We start from the raw sequence: 16,969 nt of genomic DNA, 5'->3' as shown, positions 1-16,969 counted from the left end.
TGGATCTTGAGTGCTGTGCGCCTACTACCCCTGATCGTGTGAGTGTCGCGCTTGGGAAGCGCGCGCTTCCCCCGAGAGGCTGGGGCCGATGAGCGCCATCAGGTGATCGGTGACCGTCTCCGGGGTGATCTCGGGGTGGTTCTCCCGCCACAGTGCCATCCGTTCGCAGGCTCCGATGATGGCCTCGGCGAAGGCCTCCAGCCGGTACTCGTCGGCCTCCGGGAGCGACATGCGCAGCATGTCCGTGGTGAAGCCGACCTGTTGTCCTCGGATGCCCTCCAGCTCGGTGTCCAGCTCCACACCGGGTACGGCGGACTCGTTGCGCAGCAGGGCCCATGCCTGCTTGTGGTCCTCGCCGAACCTGAAGAAGGCCAGCAGGGCGTCGTGCAGCAGTTGTTCGGGGGTCTCGGCGTTGGCAGCCGCCGTCGAGGTGCACTCCAGCAGCTCGCGCTTGGCACGTTCGAGGCAGGCCAGCAGCAGACCCTCCTTGGAGCCGAAGTACTCGTAGAGCATCGGCTTGGACAGGCCGACGCGTTGCGCGATGTCGTCCATGGCCGTGCCCTGGTAGCCACGTTCGGCGAAAACCTCCTCCGCGATCCCCAGGATCTGCTGTTCCCGTTCGGCTCTCGACATCCGTTTGCGGCCCGGGTTCGCCTGCTGTGCGGTCTCCACGAAATCCACCCTACCGCAAGTAACCTACTCATAGTAACCTACTGCTTGGTAAGCTCACACCGCTTCGTTCGGGAGGTACCGGGGGATGGGCAATCGACTGCGGGAACGCCGGGGCCACGAGACCTCCGTGGTCATCATCGGCAGCGGTTTCTCGGGGCTGGGCACCGCCATCCGGCTGAAGATGGAGGGCATAGAGGACTTCGTCCTGCTGGAGAAGTCGTGGGACCTGGGGGGAACCTGGCGGGACAACACCTATCCGGGCTGTGCCTGTGACGTCCCCTCGCTGATGTACTCCTTCTCCTTCGAGCAGAATCCCGACTGGTCGAGGATGTTCGCGGAACAGGGCGAGATCGAGCACTATCTGCGTCACTGTGCCGAGAAGTACGACGTGGAACGGCACATCCACTACGGCGTCGAGTTCACCGGGGCGGAGTGGGACGAGCACGCCCACCGCTGGCACGTCTCCACGGCCGACGGTACCGAGTACGTGGGCAGGGCGCTGGTTTCCGGGGTAGGGGCGCTGCACATACCGAACTACCCGGATCTTCCCGGGCTGGAGCGATTCCAGGGCGAGGCCTTTCACTCGGCGGAGTGGAATCACGACTACGACCTGGACGGCAAGCGGGTCGCGGTGGTGGGAACCGGCGCCAGTGCCATCCAGTTCGTGCCCAAGGTCGCCGAGCGGGCGGCGAAGCTGAACCTGTTCCAGCGGACGCCGCCGTGGATCCAGCCCAAGCCGGACCGGCCGATCCCGGCGAAGCTGCGTCGTGCCTTCCGGTACGTGCCGTTCCTGCAGCGTGCCGTGCGGTTCGCCATCTACATGACGCTGGAGATCCGCTCGGTGGCGGTGCTGCGGGACCCGAGGTTGCAGCGAGTCTCGCAGTGGCTGGCCAAACGTTTCATCCGCAAGCAGGTGCACGACGAGCGCGTCCGCGAGGCCGTCACCCCGGACTACGCCATGGGGTGCAAGCGAATCCTGCTCTCCAGCGACTTCTACCCCTCGCTGAACCGGTCCAATGTGGACCTGAATACCACCGGGGTCACCGAGGTGCGAGAGAACTCGGTGGTCGACGGGGACGGGGTCGAACATCCCGTGGACGCGATCATCTTCGGCACCGGATTCCATGTCACCGACGCGTTCGACCACCTCGAGATCGTCGGCAGGGGCGGCCGCAAACTGCGGGACGCCTGGAAGGACGGCATGGAGGCGCACAAGGGGATAGCCGTCTCCGGCTTCCCCAACCTGTACTTCCTGCTCGGGCCGAACACCGGACTGGGGCACAACTCGGTCGTGTTCATGATCGAGTCGCAGATCAACTACGTGCTCAGCATCCTGCGGCCGCTGCTGCGCGGCGAGTTCACCCAGGCCGACGTGCGCCAGTCGGCGCAGGACGAGTTCAACGAGCGGATACAGTCCCACCTCTCCGGCGCGGTGTGGTCGGAAGGGGGGTGTCAGAGCTGGTACCTGGACGCCAACGGGGTGAACCGGACGCTGTGGCCGGGATTCACCTGGAACTACTGGTGGCAGACCCGCAAGGCCGACCCGAGGGACTACGAGCTCCAGCGCTCCGGGGCGCGTTGAGGATTCGCACGGACGTTCGATAAGCTGCGGCGGTCAAGTCGTGTGAGCCCATTCCGGCAAGCTCCCGGCCGCCGCGTGTCGAAGTGGTTCCCGAACCCGATGCGGGAACGCACCCTCCGAGACGCCGAGCGGCGGGGCGGGCGGCTGCCGTTGTCCACTCGGGGGAGTAGATGTCCGAGGCCCGTGCGCTGTCGTCCGAGCAGATCCGCGGTCTCCGCGAGGAACTGGACAACGGAACCACACCGACCGTGTGGTTCACCGATTCGGCCGTCGGCGTCGATCCGGGGCGTTCCGGCAAGGTCGTCGCCATGGAAGAGCCGGCCGAGGGTGAGTTCCTCCAGGTCAAGCCTGCCGGTTCCAAGGACGTGCTCTCCTTCTCGGCGGTCGAGGTGACCCTGGACAAGCCCGCTCCCAAGCGCAAGGAGGCCGGTCGCGGCGCCACCCGGAAGAGCTCGGCGGCGACGACCGCGACCGAGTCCGCCGCATCCCGGACCTCGGGTGGTGCGACGGGTCGGGCGGAGGAGCCCGCGCCGGTCGGGAGTACGAACGGCACGGCCTCCTTCGGCGGTTCCACCGCCCCGTCGGGGTCGGGATCGTCGGGATCCGGCTCGAAGTCTTCGGGCAAGAGCGAGTCGAGCGGCACCAAACGCACGAGTTCCTCCCGGTCGAACGGCAACGGTGCCAAGGCCCCCTCCCGGCGCCCCTCGGGAGCGACGATCATCCTCACCGCCGGTGAGGACGGGCAATGGAGCGTCGAGGTCAGCAACGGCAGGAAGCGGGTACTGCGTCCGACCGATGTTCCGGCCTCGGCGGTGGGGCAGGCCGCGAAGGCGCTGCACGAGGACGTGGCGCAGGCGGTGGAACCGCTGCTGGAGGCCGAGCGTGAACACCAGCGGGCCAGGGTCGAGCAGTTGCAGCGCGAGTTGGAGGAGGCCCAGCGCAGGCTGCAGGAGCTCGGCAGTCAGTAACGCCCCCCGCTGCCACGGTCGGATGGGCGAGCGTTCGGCCAGGGCTGTCGGGGCGGGACGGGGGCCACGAACCTACAATGGCGAGCGTGAAGGGCCGTCTGCTTACGCCGAGCTGGGTGCTGCTGCACCTGGTGTTCCTCGCCGCCGTCGTGGCCTCCGGCTGGCTGGGCTGGTGGCAGTGGGAACGCGCCCACGAGGCCGGAGGGAGCTTCCAGAACCTCGGTTACGCACTGCAGTGGCCGTTGTTCGGAGCTTTCGCTCTCTTCCTGTGGTACCAGGTGGCCCGGATGGCCAACGGCACCGATGGCGAGGAAGCCGCCGAACCCGTGATGGACCCGGCGCTGTCCGGTGATGGTGATAGGAGCCCGGCAGGCGGGGACTCCGAGTGCACGCAGCCGGGTGCGGGGGACGCCGCCGATGCCGACAGTCGCGGCGCCTCCGGGCGTCCCCGGCGTTCCCCCGTTCCGGAGCGTGCCCCCTCGGTCACCGAGGAGGAGGACCCGCAGCTCGCCGAGTACAACCGCTACCTGGCCGAACTCAACGCCGCCGACTCCCGGCGTCGTTGATCCTCGCCCGCCCCGGTTTCCCACGAGCTCGCCGCGCACTCGGCGCGGTGTCGCTCTCATCGGCTCACGTAGTCGGCACAGCAGCGGGTTCTCGCGCGAGATTCTCGTGAGGAAGGCCGACGTCGTGTGTCGCTACTCGATGTCGCGCCTGGCCGCGGCGAGCGCCGCGCCAGCGGTTCCGACGCACGCGTACCTACGGCAGCCAGTCGGAAACTTCGATCAACCGTTGAACTCGATCCGGTCGAAACGCTCGCCCTGCACCACGTTGTGGGCGTTGCCGTTGAACTGGTTGACAGTCCGGTTCCCGGAGGCACGCAGCTCCTGGTGAACGGGATCTCCCGCATCACGCAGCCGTTCGCCGAACTCCGGGTCCTCGCTCTCCAGCCGCTCCAGGCGTTCGGCCAGCGCCGTGACCTTCGGGTGCTCGGGTGGGCGGTCCTCGGCGGCTTCCAGCGCTGCCTCGGTTCGCGGATCGGCTTCGGACTTGCCGCGCACGAGTTCGCGTACCTTGCGCAGCGCGCTCGCTCCCGCACTGCTGAGTGTCGCCGCGGCCTGCCCCGCCAGTGCGGCGGCGATGGACTCCAGGAAGGGATCGGTCATTCGCCCAGTGTATCCATCCCGCTATCCATTGTGTTCTCGAACGTGCGGCTCCGGTAGTGCGGTTTTCCGCCGCTGGTTCGAGGACGGGAAGCCCGTCCGAACCGGAGTGGGAGGTTCGGCGGTCCGTGCCGCGACGTTTCGCGCTACCGAGCGTCGTCGTGCGGCCGCGGGTTGCTTTTCGGTGACATCACTCACCCGGAGGCGGACATTCGGGTGGTTTTCCCGGTGTGACCCGCTTTTTCCTCGCAGATGCCGGTCACCGGCACCGCTCGGTGTGATATCAAGTAGTTGAGCGACGACGGGGGACTCGGGGCGGTGCCCGGTCCGACCCGGCGCCACGTTTCCCTCGTGGGTTCCAGGTCTGCCAGCGCTGTTGGAACGCGGCATGTTCCGGGGCCCGATGTCGATGCTCTGCTCGGTGGACACGAGTGTGATTGGGGCTGGCGTGCGGCGCGGCGGCGTGCTGTTGAAACTCTTCGGTCTTTGTGTGCTCTCCGGTGTGCTGGTGGCGAGCCTGATGCTGCCCGCAGCCATCGGTGCCGGTGCGATGGTCAACGAGACGACCTCGGCGATGTCGAGGATGTCGGACTCGCTGGAGAAGGCGCGGATGCCGTTGACCACCGAGGTGCTCGACCGCGACGGGAATACGATCGCCCACTTCTACGAGGACTACCGCGTGCCGACCTCCTCGGACCGGATCGCCGACACGATGCGCGCGGCGATCACCGCGATCGAGGACAAGCGGTTCTGGGACCACAACGGTGTCGACTGGCAGGGCACCATGCGTGCGCTGGCCACCAACATCAGCAGCGGTTCGGTGGAGGAGGGCGCCTCCACGATCACCCAGCAGTACGTGAAGAACTACCTGGTGCACGTGGCCGCCGACAACAAGATGGAGCGACACGACGCGCAGGCGACCACCATCGCGCGCAAGCTGCGGGAGGCGCGACTGGCCGTGGAGCTGGAGCGCACCATGAGCAAGGATGAGATCCTCACCGCCTACCTGAACGTGGTGCCGTTCGGCAACCAGACCTTCGGCGTCGGCGCCGCCGCCCAGACCTACTTCGGCATCGGTCCGGACCAGCTCGACATCCAGCAGGCGGCACTGCTGGCGGCGATCGTCAACGCCCCCGGCGCGCTCAACCCGAACACCAACCCGGACGCCGCCAAGGCCCGCCGCAACGAGGTCATCGAGCGGATGGCCGAGCCCAACAACAACTTCCGGATTACCGAGGAGGACGCCGACCGCGCCAAGAAGCAGCCTCTGGGGGTGCTGTCCCCGCTGGGACGTCCGCCGAGCAGCTGCGTGAGCGCGGGCGGCAGCGCCACCAACGGCTTCTTCTGCTCCTACCTGCGGGACTACCTCAACGAGGCGGGCTTCAGTGACAAGGAGCTGGAGCGCGGCGGCTACACCATCCACACCACGATGGATCGCGAGGCCACCGAGGCCGCGAAGAAGGCGGCCGAGGCGCAGGTGCCCAAGAAATCCGACAACATCGCCAACCCGATGGCGATCGTGGAGCCGGGCCAGAACAGCCACAAAGTCCGCGCGCTGGTCGCCAACCGCGACTACGGCAACGACGCCAGCAAGGGCCAGACGGCCTACAACATCACCACCGAGGTGATTCCCTACGGTTCCGGGTCGGTGTTCAAGATCTTCACGGCCGCCGCCGCGATCCAGCAGGGCTGGAATCCGAACGACACGATCCCGGTTCCGTCCGAGTACACGACGTACGAGTTCGGCCACGGCCAGAAGTGGACCGTGCACAACGCCGAGGGCGTCGCCTCCGGCCGCAGAAGTCTGCGGGACGCGCTGGCGACCTCGCCCAACACCGGCTTCGTGTGGCTGCTGGAGCAGGTCGGCCTGAACAACGCCGTGGACATGGCCCGGAAACTGGGGCTGCGCGACAGCCTCGGTCGGAAGGTGGACGCCGACGGTGAATCCGACACGGACAAGAAGATCACCAAGGCGAAGGACATCAAGCGGAGCAGGCAGGGCTCGTTCACGCTCGGCGTCACACCGGTGAGCGTGCTGGAGCTGTCCAACGTGATGGCCACCATCGCCAGCGACGGCACGTGGTGCCCGCCCACCCCGGTCGAATCGATCACCGACCGCGACGGTGAGCCGGTCGAGATCGACGAGAAGCCCTGCGAGCGGGCGATCGCGCCGCGCACCGCGCACGGCCTCGCGCAGGGGCTGGCCGACGACCACAAGGCGGGCGGCACCTCGCACGCCGCTGCCGAGGCGGCGGGCTGGAGCCGCCCGCTGATGGCCAAGACGGGAACCACGCAGTACTACCAGTCCGCCGTGCTGGTCGGCGCCACCCCGCAGATGGCGGGCGCCGTGATGACCTACACCGACGGGCCGCCCTACGACGGCATCTGCGTCAACGGCAGCGCGCCGCCGTACCAGTGCAGCGACACCGGCGGCAACCTCTACGGTGGCACCATCCCGGCGCGGACGTTCTATCCGGCCATGAAGAAGGTGCACGAGGGCCTCCCGGTCAAGCAGCTCCCCGAGTTCTGACGGGGCTCGTTCCGGTCCCCGCCGCGCGGGTAACCCGTCCGGCGGCGTCTCCCGCCCTCTTACCGGGTCCCGGCGTCGGATGAGACTCCGCACGAGGTCGGACCGTCCTCGCGGGAAGGCCGGTCGGTAGTCTTCGCGGACGGCCGGGACCGCGCAGCCGGAGTTTCCGGCAGTGGCCACTCGAAGAGCAGTACGGCCCGGCCCGTCGCACCACCGAGCGACCGGCCGGGCCGGGTTTTTCCGTTGTGTCATCGCCGGTGTCGGCGCAGCCGCCACTCGTTCACTCATCCCGGCCCCCGTGGTGCCGGGGTGACCCCGAAGCCCGGCCGGATCGAGCACGGCGGCTCAGCGGTGGTGGAACCGGGAGACGCCGCTGCTGATGCCCTCCTCGACCCGCTGCTCGCGGGGAAGGCTCACCGGCAGCCGGTGCAGCGCGATCAGCAGCAGGATCAGCAGCCCCAGCACGATCCAGCCGGTCCAGCCGAGCAGCCCGACCGAGGCGTTGGAAACCGGATCCCCCGGGGCGTTGAACACGCCGGGCAGCACGGCCGCGGCGTTGAGGAAGCCGTGCGCGATCACGGCCGGCCACACGCTGCGCGAGGCGAGCCTGAGCCAGCCGAGCAGCACGCTGACCAGCACGCAGAACACGACCATCATGATGAAGGCGGCCACTACCGGAACGGTGGGGTAGTTGTAGCCGAGCACCAGCAGCGGCGCGTGCCACAGCCCCCACAGCACTCCGGTGACCAGGAACGCGGCGGGTTGTCCCAGCGGGAGAAGAGCGGGAGTGAGGTAGCCACGCCAGCCCCATTCCTCCCCGGCGGCGGGTATCACGTTGAGCCAGCCGAACACGAACACCTGCGCCAGCACCAGCGCGAGGCCGGTGAACGCGGAGTCCGGGGCCTGGTCGGTCAGCGAGAACCGCAGCTGTCCCGGCAGGCCGGTGAAGTCCAACCAGTGCGCGTCGTAGACGGTCAGCGCCCAGCCGACCACCAGCGCCAGCAGCATGGCCACCGGGGCGCCGATCCAGGCGAGCAGGCCGTGGCGCCACCAGCCGCGCACCCCGCTGGGGTGAGTGACGCCCGTCTCACGGAGCATCCTCGCTCGCGGGCTGATCCACCGGTTGGTCACGAACGTCGCCACGGCGGGCATGAACATCATCGCGATCAGCAGCGCCGGATACCAGTCCGAGGTCAGCCCCTTGCCGGAAAGCCACAGCGGCAGGGTCAGCAACCACGCCGGTATGTAGGCGATCAGCACGAAGCCGACCACACCGCGAACATCCACTCGGTCGTACTCGGAGTTCATCCGGATATTCTGCCAACCGACGTCGCCCGCACACAGCGGGTGATTTCCGGTGTTCCCCGGATCTCGCCGGCGGGGTGTGTGTTCCCATCGGGCCCGCGCGCACGGCGAACCGAGCGTGGTCCGGGTGGCGACGGGGTGTCCCGGAATTCCGGAGGAACTCCGGGACACCCTCGTCTCACACCGCCGCGTGCGCGGTGCTCCCACGCGAACCGTCCTGCCGGGCGGCGGCTCGCCCGCCCCGCTCGTCCCGAACCGGGCGTCCGGTCTCGTCGCGGGAGCTCATGGCTGGTGACCGCCCCGCGGCGGTGGGGCCGACAGCCGGACGGGTTCCCTCAGCTCCGCGAGGAGCCGCGCACCCGCTCGGTCGCCACGCGCATGTTCTCCAGGGCCGTCCGCACCTCCTCGTAGCCACGGGTCTTGAGCCCGCAGTCCGGGTTGACCCACAGCCGCTCGGCGGGCACCGCCTCCAGCGCCGCGCTGAGCAGCTTCTCGATCTCGGCGGAATCCGGCACGCGCGGCGAGTGGATGTCGTAGACACCCGGACCGACGCCCCTGGCGAAGCCGACCTCGTTGAGGTCGTCCAGCACCTCCATCCGGGAGCGCGCGGCCTCCAGGCTCGTCACGTCCGCGTCGAGGTCCACGATCGCGTTGATGACCTCGCCGAACTCGGAGTAGCACAGGTGGGTGTGGATCTGCGTGGCGTCGGTCACCCCGGAGGTGGCCAGCCGGAACGAGCGCACCGCCCACTCCAGGTACTGCCCGTGCAGTTCGGAGCGCAGCGGCAGCAGCTCGCGCAGGGCGGGCTCGTCGACCTGCACCACGCCGATACCGGCCGACTCCAGGTCGGTCACCTCGTCGCGGATCGCCAGCGCCACCTGGTTGGCGGTCTCGCCGAGCGGCTGGTCGTCCCGGACGAAGGACCAGGCCAGGATGGTCACCGGCCCGGTGAGCATGCCCTTGACCGGCTTGTCGGTCATGCTCTGGGCCTTCTTGGTCCACTCGACCGTGATGGGTTCGGGCCGCGAGACGTCGCCGAACAGGATCGGCGGGCGCACGCAGCGCGAGCCGTAGGACTGCACCCAGCCGTTGAGCGTGCTGACGAAGCCGTTCATGTACTCCGAGAAGTACTGCACCATGTCGTTGCGCTCGGGCTCGCCGTGCACGAGCACGTCGAGGCCGAGCTCCTCCTGCATGGTGATCACGCGCCGGATCTCGTCGACCATCCTGGTGTTGTAGGTGGCCTCGTCGATCCTGCCGTCCCGCAGCTGGGCGCGCGCCTTGCGCACGTCCGTGGTCTGCGGAAAGGAGCCGATCGTCGTGGTCGGCAGTGGCGGGAGTCCCAGTGCTCGCTGCTGATCCGCACGCCGCTTGCCGTACTCACCGCGTTCCGCGTCCTCGGGCCGCAGTTTCGAGGTGCGGTCACGCACCGCCCTGTCGTGCGGCCTGGCCGCGTTTCGTCGGTCCTCGATCGGAGCGCGTGCCCGGTCCAGCTGGTCACGCACCGCCTCGCGTCCCTCGTGCAGGGCACGGTCGAGCAGCACGACCTCCTCGACCTTCTGCCGAGCGAACGCCAGCCAGGACTTGACCTGCGGATCGATGTCCTCCTCGGCCTCGACGTCGTAGGGAACGTGCAGCAGCGAGCACGAGGTGCCGATCGAGACCTCACCGGCCAGACCGAGCAGTGTGGCCGCTTTGGACAGCGCGCCGTCGAGGTCGGTCCGCCAGATGTTGCGGCCTTCTACCAGACCGGCCACCAATGTCTTGTCCCGCAGCCCGGTCAGCCCGGACAGCACCTCCATCGTGGTCGAGCCCGCCACGAGATCGACCCCGACCGCCTCGACCGGTGAGGCGGCCAGCACGCCGAGCGCTTCGCCCGGATCGCCGAAGTAGGTGGGCACGAACAGCCTCGGCCGGGCGGTGAGCTCACCGAGCCGGTGGTAGGCCCCGCGCAGCTTCTCCAGTTCCGCGGGCTCGCGGTCGGCGGCGAACGCGGGCTCGTCCAGCTGCACCCATTCCGCCCCGGCGCGGTGGAGTTCGGCCAGCAGCTCGGCGTAGACCTCGATCAGGTCGTCCAGCCGGTGCAGCGGCGCGAAGGAGGAAGGCGCGCCCTCGGCGCTCTTGGACAGCAGCAGGAAGGTCAGCGGTCCCACCAGTACGGGACGAGTGGTCATCCCGAGTTCCCGTGCCTCCAGGAACCGTTCCACCGGGGTGCGGTCGGCGAGTTCGAACTCGGTGTCCGGGCCGATCTCGGGAACGAGGTAGTGGTAGTTGGTGTCGAACCACTTCGTCATCTCCAGCGGCGGCGTGGACTCCACGCCGCGTGCCATGGCGAAGTAGGTGTCCAACGGGCCCAATCCGAGCTCGCGGTAGCGCTTCGGAACGGCGCCGAAGGTCACCGCGGTGTCCAGGACTTGATCGTAGTAGGAGAACGTGTTGCTGGGAACGGATCCCAGGCCCGCCCCGTGCAGTTCCCGCCAGCTCTGGACGCGCAGCGAACGGGCGGTTTCGCGCAGCTGGTCCTCACCGCTGTCGCCCGCCCAGTACGCCTCCAGGGCCCGCTTGAGTTCCCTCCTGGGGCCGATACGGGGATAGCCGAGTACGGTGGATCCGATTTCGCTGGTCAAAGCTCTCTCCTCGCGAGCTCGACGACATGGTCGACCGAGCGCCTCGAGGCAGCGGAAGGCACACGTGTCCACGGTCGCGTGGGAGCTCGCGACGTGCCCGTCCTGCCGACCTTCCCTCGAGGCCCCGGACCGGCGCACCTCTTCCGGTGCGCACCGATGGCAGGTCTTCGGACTCGTGGGCCGGCCGGCTCTCGCCGGTTCTCCTACTGGTCGTCGGCTTCCCGGGGGTCGGACCCCAGTGCCGTGCTCCGCTCGCGGACCCTCGAGGGGCCGCGGCCGTGACGACGTTCGTTCCCACTCACCGCTGCGGGGCAGTTCCGGATTCGCACCGGATTCCCTCTTGCCTCACCGGCGGGGTCGTGCGCCCTCGCCGCTGAACCACCGGCGCTCGTATGATCACGCGCCCTGTCCGGTTTGGCAAGTGCCGACCGCCTCTCGTGGCTCGCGTGCGGGGTGCTCACACCATCGCTCGGCTGCCGTTTCGCCGCTCGGTGTATCAGCGGTCACACCGTGTCCAAGGCGGGGGGTGAACTTGCCAAGTCCGGTGGCGCCGCGAAAGCATGTGGTTCATGGCGAGTGAACTTCTGCCGGCGACTCGACGCGCGCTGTCGCGCCGGCTGGCTCTGGAACAGTCGAGGAATCGCGTTCCCTCACTCATCGCGGGGCTGGTGCGTGACGGTGAGACGATCTGGGTCGATTCCCGGGGTCGGGTGGACGACCGGCGCCCCGAGGCCGACACGCAGTACCGCATCGGTTCCATCACCAAGACCTTCGTGGCGGTGCTGGTGATGCGGCTGCGCGACGAGGGGCTGCTGTCGTTGTCCGACCGGTTCGGTGACCACGTGCCGGGAACGGCGGTCGACGATCGGCAGGTCTGGCAGTTGCTCGCGCACTGCAGCGGCCTCAGCTCCGAACCTGCCGGGCAGTGGTGGGAGCGGACCGAGGGCGACGTTGCCGAGGACTTTCTCGCGGGGGTGGACAGTGCCCAGCTGCGTCCCGAACCGCGGCACGTGTTCCACTACTCCAACACCGCGTTCGGGTTGTTGGGGCAGCTGATCGAGCGGGTGCGCGGCAAGGAGTTCGCGGCGGTGCTCCGGGGGGAGATCCTGGAGCCGCTGGGGATGCGTCGCACCACGGAGAGCCCCGTGGCGCCGTACGCTCCAGGCCTGGCGGTGCACCCCTGGGCGGACGTGCTGCAGCCCGAGCCGTTCGCCGACGCCGCCGCGATGGCTCCGGCCGGCCAGCTGTGGTCCACTGTGGATGACATGGTCCGATGGCTGCGTTTTCTCGCTGGCGAGACCGGGGAGGTGCTGCACCCGGGCACGCTCGACGAGATGCGACAACCAGCCACTGTGGATGACGGTCCGCAGTGGACCAGAGGAGCGGGGCTGGGGCTGCAGCTGGCCCGGCACGACGGACGCGCCCTCGTCGGGCACGGTGGCTCCATGCCGGGCTTTCTGGCCAACGTGCTGGCCGACCCCGCCGAGTCCACCGGCGTGGTGTTCCTGGCCAACACCACATCGGGGGTGAGCGGCGCGCTCGCCACCGACCTGCTCGACATCCTCGCCGAGCACGAACCCCGCATCCCTCCGGAGTGGACGCCCGACGGAGAGGTGTCAGCGGAACTGCTGGAGCTGACCGGACTGTGGTACTGGGGGCCGGTGCCGCACCTGCTCCGGGTGCTGCCCGACGGAATGCTCGACCTCTCGGCCTGGCAGGGGCCGGGGCGAGCGTCGCGCTTCCGGCCGGACGGGGAAGGCGACTGGATCGGACTGGACGGGTACCACCGCGGTGAGCGGCTGCGGGTCCTGCGTGCCGAGGACGGAACCACCCCGTACCTGGACCTCAACACCTTCATCCTCACCAGAAAGCCCTACGATCCCGCCGCGCCCGTGCCGGGTGGGACGTTGCCTTGGGAGTGAGAACCGGGTCGGGCCTTCGAAGGAGTTCGTGGGCCCGACCTTCGCGGTGACTCGTCCGGTGGAACCTCTCGCACGGCTCCCGCCGTGAGCGCCCCGACCTCGGGTGACGGTCCCACAATGTTCGAGGTCGTCCCCGGCGGAAACCGCACGGGACGCCTCTCGGCGGTCGATCCGCGAGACCGGCTGTTTCGGAATCGCCGCGCCGAAGCAGGCCGGCCGGATGTCCGTTGCTTCCCTCGGGCGAGGCGGAAACATGACGCGGAGCACGTCGAGTGCCGCTTCGGTGGGCGGACAGTGCTGCCCCGTTCGGGGTCATCTCTGACTTCCGTCCCCGTGGGGTCGGTAGGACCGCGCGTCTCGAACCCCGACACATGAGCGCTCCGCCCCTGTATCCGTCCCGGTCGTCGAGGCGGAAGCAGCGCTGGTTTCCGATTCCCCGCGACCGTTCGGTTGGTTCCGGATGATCGACGCTTTGTGAGCGCTCCCAGCGGGCAGTGGGAGCTACTGGGGAGTCTGGTGTGAACGCACTGTGTCGTTGGCTTCGCCGTGTGTTGTCGAGCGGAGTGGACGGTGGGGCCGGTACTCCGTCCGAGGGAAAACCCGGGCTACTCATGTGTTGACCGTCACCCGATCGTGTCGTACGTTGTCGAACAACGTTCGGTATTCCGGACATGCGATTGGAGAGCCAACTCGCGGACGGCGACAGGATCGGACGACAATGCACACTCTGGCCGATGGGCTACGGCTGTCCATGAACTGGATGGACAGCCTCATTCTTGTCATCTACTTCGTGGTCGTGCTCGGTATCGCGTTCGCCGCGAAACGCAGCGTCCACTCCACGCTCGACTTCTTCCTGTCCGGGCGTTCCCTACCCGCATGGGTGACCGGGTTGGCGTTCGTGTCGGCGAATCTGGGAGCTACCGAGATTCTCGGCATGGCCGCCAACGGAGCGCAGTACGGCGCCTACACCGTGCACTGGTACCTGATCGGCGCGATTCCGGCCATGGTCTTCCTCGGCCTGGTCATGATGCCGTTCTACTACAACTCGAAGGTGCGCAGCGTCCCGGAATTCCTGCTGCGCCGATTCAGCAGTTCCTCGCACCTGTTGAGCGCGGTCATATTCGCGGTCGCCTCGGTACTGATAGCCGGGGTGAATCTCTACGCGCTGGCCATCGTGCTGCGGGCCCTGCTCGGGTGGCCGATTCCGCTGTCCATCGTCATAGCCGGTGTGTTCGTGCTGATCTACATCACCGTCGGTGGACTCACCTCGGCCATCTACAACGAGGTGCTGCAGTTCTTCGTCATCGTGGCGGCGCTGGTGCCACTGACCGTGCTCGGGCTGATCCGGGTCGGCGGCATCGGTGGAGTCATCGACAAGGTGACCGCCGCCGAGGGGGCGCAGTTCCTCACTGCCTGGGGCGGCACCGGCTTCGGGCAGGACAACCCGCTGGGAGCGAACTGGCTCACCATCTCGCTCGGTCTCGGTTTCGCCATCTCGTTCGGCTACTGGACGACGAACTTCGCCGAGGTGCAGCGTTCGCTGTCCGCCAAGAACCTGTCGGCGGCCCGGCGGACTCCGCTGATCGCGGCGTTCCCCAAGATGTTCATTCCACTGATCGTGGTTCTTCCCGGACTGATCGCGCTGATCATGCAGCCCAACATCGGTCAGCCCGGCAGTGAGTACGATTACAATTCGGCCATTCCGCTGCTCATGGCGCAATTGTTGCCGAACGGTGTGCTGGGCTTGGCGGTCACGGGGCTGATGGCTTCGTTCATGGCCGGTATGGCGGCGAACGTCTCCAGTTTCAACACCGTGTTCACCAATGACATCTGGAGCCCCTACATAAAGCCGAACATGCCCGACTCGCACTACCTGACGGTCGGTCGTGTCATCACAGCCATAGGTGTGCTCGTCGGTATCGGAACGGCGTTCATCGCGGCTTCCTTCAGCAACATCATGAACTACATGCAGACGTTGTTCTCCTTTTTCAACGTCCCGCTGTTCGCGACGTTCATTCTCGCACTGTTCTGGAAACGCATGACCGCCAAGGCGGGATTCTGGGGGCTGCTCCTCGGAACGCTCGCTCCGATCGCCTTCTACAGCATGTACCGTGCCGGGATCGTGGACATGGACAGCGCGCAGGGCGTGAACATGATCGCCGCCATCATCGCGCTCGTGACCGACCTCGTGGTCAGTGTCCCGATCGCGTTGGCCACCAAGCCGAAACCCGCCGCCGAACTCGCCGGACTGGTCTACACGAAGGCCGACGCCACGGATTCGGGCGAGATGCAGCGGGGTGACGAGGCCTGGTACCGCAAACCGGCGTTGCTCGGTTGGGGGGCGATCGTGCTCGCCGTGCTCTGTTACGTCCCCTTCTCCTTATAGTTTCGGACGGACTTTCGCGGCCGGGCCGCCGGGGTGGTCGCTTGGCGGAACCTCTCGTGGGCTCTCGATCCGGGGAGGCCCGACATCGGGTGGGTACTACACGACGTCGGGCCTTCCCCGCGAGACCACCACGAGAGAACCCGCGGCCTTGCCGGGTGCGTGAGTGGTGGCTCGGTGCTCGCACGCCTAGGAAGATCGGAGCACCGGGAACTGCCCGATCGGTAAGAGTTCCGTGCGGGCACGCCGCAGGGTGTGATCGCGAGCCGGCGCGGTTCACCACGGCGCGGGTGCCGGCCGGTGAGCATTGTCCGTTGGGCGGGGACTGAGGTTTTTGCATCAAGAAGGACAGCAGGTTCGGTGGAGGTGAGCGATGTCGGAGTCGCGTGAACGGGAAAGCGAGCAGCCGAGTGCGCGGCGGGACAGATCGGCGAAGCTGTTCGACGTGCGGACGGTGATAGGTGGCCTGTTCCTGGTGTACGGCGTGCTGGTGGGATCGGCCGGGCTCTTTCCCACCGAGGAGGGACTGGACAAGGCGCAGGGAGTCAACATCAACCTCTGGACGGGGCTGTCGATGTTGCTCGTGGGTGGGATCTTCCTGCTCTGGGTACGGCTGAGGCCGTTGGAGACCCCCACGGCGACGGACGAGGGCGACTGAGCGAGTCCGCCGCTTCCCGCTGTCGGGAACGCTCGTACCTCGGAACCTCCCGTCACGCGGTTCGCCGCTGGCGGGAGGTTCCGTTCGTGCGGTGTCCCCGGAGCGGGACCGCCACCGTTTTCCGTTCACAGCGGGCCCGGTGGGCCCATGAGCGCCGTCCTCGGAGCCCGCGCGCAGAAGCGCCGTCAGGCGCGGTTGCCCAGACGTTCCGAGAGGTTCGTCGCACCCCGGACGACGGTCTCGGCGAGTTCGCGCTCCGACCGTTCGCTCCAGCGCAGGATGGGAACCGCGATGCTCATCGCGGCCACCACCTCTCCGTAGTGGTCGCGGACCGGAGCGGCCACGCAGGCCACGGCGTCGTTGGACTCGCAGTACTCCCGTGCCCGGCCGTTCTCGGCGACGCCGTCGAGTTCCTCGCGCAGCCTCGCCGGATCGGTGATGCTGTTGTCCGTCATCGGACGCGGCGGTTCCGCCCCGTAGAGCTCGTCGAGCTCCTGCCGGGACAGCGAGGCGAGCAGGGCCTTGCCGACCGCGGTGCAGTGGGCCGGTAGCCGCCTCCCGACGGCCGAGACCATGCGGACCGGGTGTCCGCTGTCCACCTTGGCGATGTAGAGCACCTCGGTGCCTTCCCGGATGCCGATGTGCACGGTCTCGTTGCACTCGGCGGCCACTTCCTCCGCGACGAGCTGTCCCTCGCGGGCGAGGTCGAGCCGGTCGGCGTAGGCCGAACCGAGCTGGAACCCCCGCACCCCCAGCCGGTAGCGCGTGCTGCCCCGGCCGGAGGGGACGAGGTAGCCGCGTTCGACCAGCGTGCTGAGCAGTTCGTGGACCGTGGTGCGCGGCAGTCCCAGCTTCCCGGTGATCTCCGGAGCGCTGAGCTCCGGCTCGTCCAGGAAGAGCTCCAGGATGTCGAATGCCCGCTGCAGTGCGGGTACTGCTCGTGCCACCGGATCAGCTCCTACCGTCCTCGGGTCGGGACGCGCCACGGCCCGGTCCCCGATGTCGCGCCGGATCTCCATCGGTGTGTTGACCGGTATTTCGAACAGCGTACCGAACGGTGTGGGTGCCGGCCTCCGGTGCCGCCTATTGACCTCGCGGAACCTTCGCGACTAAGTTGTTCGAACAACGTCCGATATTTCGAACGGAGTAGGCGTTGGAA

Annotated in this window: 12 protein-coding genes and 1 riboswitch; of the genes, 7 read left to right on the top strand and 5 right to left on the bottom strand. The window is 68.0% G+C overall.

Features of this window, described 5'->3' with window-relative positions; all coding sequences use genetic code 11:
• Window positions 1-24: 24 nt before the first annotated feature.
• Entirely contained in the window at window positions 25-672 is a 648-nt protein-coding gene (locus tag BLQ75_RS12480; protein WP_244515482.1) for a TetR/AcrR family transcriptional regulator, read from the bottom strand.
• Window positions 673-757: 85 nt separating this feature from the next.
• Here BLQ75_RS12480 and BLQ75_RS12475 point away from each other — a divergent pair, with 85 nt between their 5' ends.
• From BLQ75_RS12475 to BLQ75_RS12465, 3 genes are all read left to right on the top strand, one after another.
• Window positions 758-2,254: a flavin-containing monooxygenase gene (locus BLQ75_RS12475; RefSeq protein WP_092601824.1), complete on the top strand. Its 1,497-nt coding sequence runs from the start codon at window positions 758-760 to the stop codon at window positions 2,252-2,254.
• 170 nt (window positions 2,255-2,424) lie between these two features.
• On the top strand, window positions 2,425-3,222 hold the full coding sequence (locus BLQ75_RS12470; protein ID WP_092601822.1) for a DUF6319 family protein: 798 nt from the start codon (window positions 2,425-2,427) through the stop codon (window positions 3,220-3,222).
• Between the two features lie 86 nt (window positions 3,223-3,308).
• On the top strand, window positions 3,309-3,788 hold the full coding sequence (locus tag BLQ75_RS12465) for a hypothetical protein (RefSeq protein WP_092602037.1): 480 nt from the start codon (window positions 3,309-3,311) through the stop codon (window positions 3,786-3,788).
• 219 nt (window positions 3,789-4,007) lie between these two features.
• On the opposite strand, the gene BLQ75_RS12460 is transcribed toward BLQ75_RS12465, so the two are convergent.
• Window positions 4,008-4,388, bottom strand: a complete 381-nt coding sequence (locus BLQ75_RS12460) for a hypothetical protein (RefSeq protein ID WP_092601820.1) — start codon at window positions 4,386-4,388, stop codon at window positions 4,008-4,010.
• A 430-nt stretch (window positions 4,389-4,818) separates the two neighbouring features.
• Between BLQ75_RS12460 and BLQ75_RS12455 the strand changes: the two genes are divergently transcribed.
• Window positions 4,819-6,915, top strand: coding sequence for a transglycosylase domain-containing protein (locus tag BLQ75_RS12455; protein ID WP_244515481.1), 2,097 nt, complete (start codon window positions 4,819-4,821; stop codon window positions 6,913-6,915).
• A gap of 345 nt (window positions 6,916-7,260) precedes the next feature.
• Here the strand turns inward: BLQ75_RS12455 and BLQ75_RS12450 are convergent, their stop codons facing one another.
• Together BLQ75_RS12450 and metE are read right to left on the bottom strand one after the other, a co-directional pair.
• On the bottom strand, window positions 7,261-8,223 hold the full coding sequence (locus BLQ75_RS12450) for a CPBP family intramembrane glutamic endopeptidase (RefSeq protein ID WP_170837455.1): 963 nt from the start codon (window positions 8,221-8,223) through the stop codon (window positions 7,261-7,263).
• A gap of 332 nt (window positions 8,224-8,555) precedes the next feature.
• Complete coding sequence (metE, locus tag BLQ75_RS12445; protein ID WP_092601818.1) at window positions 8,556-10,847, bottom strand: 5-methyltetrahydropteroyltriglutamate--homocysteine S-methyltransferase; 2,292 nt, start codon at window positions 10,845-10,847, stop codon at window positions 8,556-8,558.
• Between the two features lie 141 nt (window positions 10,848-10,988).
• Window positions 10,989-11,245: riboswitch (cobalamin riboswitch) on the bottom strand.
• A 171-nt stretch (window positions 11,246-11,416) separates the two neighbouring features.
• Here metE and BLQ75_RS12440 point away from each other — a divergent pair.
• From BLQ75_RS12440 to BLQ75_RS12430, 3 genes are all read left to right on the top strand, one after another.
• Entirely contained in the window at window positions 11,417-12,769 is a 1,353-nt protein-coding gene (locus BLQ75_RS12440; RefSeq protein ID WP_092602031.1) for a serine hydrolase domain-containing protein, read from the top strand.
• A 718-nt stretch (window positions 12,770-13,487) separates the two neighbouring features.
• Window positions 13,488-15,155 (top strand): sodium:solute symporter family protein, encoded by a 1,668-nt coding sequence (locus BLQ75_RS12435; protein WP_092601816.1) that lies wholly within the window; start codon window positions 13,488-13,490, stop codon window positions 15,153-15,155.
• A gap of 370 nt (window positions 15,156-15,525) precedes the next feature.
• Complete coding sequence (locus BLQ75_RS12430; RefSeq protein WP_092601814.1) at window positions 15,526-15,810, top strand: hypothetical protein; 285 nt, start codon at window positions 15,526-15,528, stop codon at window positions 15,808-15,810.
• Between the two features lie 185 nt (window positions 15,811-15,995).
• Here BLQ75_RS12430 and BLQ75_RS12425 read toward each other — a convergent pair whose 3' ends face one another.
• Window positions 15,996-16,757 carry an IclR family transcriptional regulator gene (locus BLQ75_RS12425; protein ID WP_092602029.1) on the bottom strand — a complete coding sequence of 254 codons (762 nt, stop codon included), beginning with the start codon at window positions 16,755-16,757 and terminating at the stop codon, window positions 15,996-15,998.
• Window positions 16,758-16,969: the final 212 nt, after the last annotated feature.

The sequence above is a fragment of the Actinopolyspora xinjiangensis genome (assembly GCF_900104475.1).
GTDB lineage: Bacteria > Actinomycetota > Actinomycetes > Mycobacteriales > Pseudonocardiaceae > Actinopolyspora > Actinopolyspora xinjiangensis.
The sequence above is the reverse complement of the archived record's forward strand: the minus strand, read 5'-3'. Positions and strand labels throughout refer to the sequence as shown.